Origin of the sequence: Okeania sp. SIO1H4 (genome assembly GCF_010672695.1) — a bacterium.
Lineage (GTDB): Bacteria > Cyanobacteriota > Cyanobacteriia > Cyanobacteriales > Microcoleaceae > Okeania > Okeania hirsuta.
Genome location: NZ_JAAHGB010000178.1, coordinates 1 through 1335 on the forward strand (window position 1 = coordinate 1; position 1335 = coordinate 1335).

Annotated in this window: 1 protein-coding gene; it reads right to left on the reverse strand. The window is 40.2% G+C overall.

Annotation, left to right across the window (positions count from 1 at the left end; translation table 11 throughout):
* Nucleotides 1-527: 527 nt before the first annotated feature.
* Complete coding sequence (locus F6K06_RS33520) at nucleotides 528-827, reverse strand: DUF2103 domain-containing protein (RefSeq protein ID WP_287245585.1); 300 nt, start codon at nucleotides 825-827, stop codon at nucleotides 528-530.
* Nucleotides 828-1335: the final 508 nt, after the last annotated feature.

Below are 1335 nucleotides of genomic sequence, written 5' to 3' on the forward strand. Positions count from 1 at the left end.
TCTCCTGTCTCCTTCTTCAATGCCTTTTTTCAGTGATTAAATTCACTGGAGATAGAGCGGTATTATCCTGTTTGATTAGCGTAATTATTACGCTAACTGTTAGTTACTTTTTGTCCAAAGTCCAATTTAAAAATAAAATTATGGCATTTGGATAGAGGAGAATAAAGCACTGAATAGGTATTTACAGCGGTTTTCATTTCGGTAGACCATAGTAGGGGCGTTAGCGGAGCTTTGCGTTAGCAAATGGCCATTTGCTAACGCCCCTACAAGATTTTTGTTGTGACAATGTGGTTCAGAGGTCGGCAAAAGCATAGATTATTGGCATTGGTGATTTGAGGTATGATATCATGTCCAGATAGGAGCGCGATAGAACTCCGTTCCACGCTCCGCGACTTCTACTCCTGTTTCTTATTCTTTCTTCTCTCCTGACTCAGTCCTCCTGAATTCCCCTCCTGGGAGGGGTTAGGGGTGGGTTGACTCCTAAAGAATTAAGATTAATATCATACACAAGCTTCAGCAACGCCAAATTATTTAGCTAAAACATAAGCGATCGCCTCTTCTAAATCTTCTTGAGTTAAACTTGTCAACATAAACACTTCTTGAACTGTCTTTCCTTGTCTAGCAATAAGTTTAAAACCACCTCGAATAGGCACTGAAACTTTTAACTTCATGTGGGGAATATGACTTTTGGATCTGCTGATGACTCCTGGAGTCACAGTTTCAATACCCTGACGTTGAGTTAGTTTCTCTAAAATAGGAATCAACCCTTCAATATGAGTGGAATGATTCCAAACTAGACGACCTTTAGATTTTGATGATTTTTTCATAGGACTTTCTCCATCTGTATATCCTCAGTCTACTGAAAGGGAGAGACTAGAGGCAAAAAAAAAGGCCAGGTCCATCATTTGGTGCTAGTGCATAGTAATGGTAGATAGAGTGTGGGGAGATGGGGAGATAAGGAGATGGGGGGATTGAGAAAGATGCTGAGGATATAGAGGGAAATATTTTTCTCACTGTTGTCTGTTCCTTGACTTATAGATAGTAACAAGACTTACGGAGGCATACGAAACTATACACCATTTGTAGGGGCGGGCGGCCGTTAACCCCTACTATATTTGGTAGTTAGGTAAGTCCTGAGTAAATTTCACCACAGCTCAGAAGCGATCGCAACTTGACTTGAGCAAAAAGTCAAACTCCCTGTTTACTTTCCAGGGAAAACGCATCTAATTTTTTTGACAAATGACCAAAAATAAAATTTCAAATGGAGAATATGCGATCGCGTTGCGGACTGGCAGTCTATCGCTTCTCAAATCACTGTCAAAAATACCAAAATTT

Bases quoted from the DNA above. Each gene is read 5' to 3' on its own strand.
- F6K06_RS33520 (WP_287245585.1), bottom strand. From the start codon at position 827: ATGAAAAAATCATCAAAATCTAAAGGTCGTCTAGTTTGGAATCATTCC.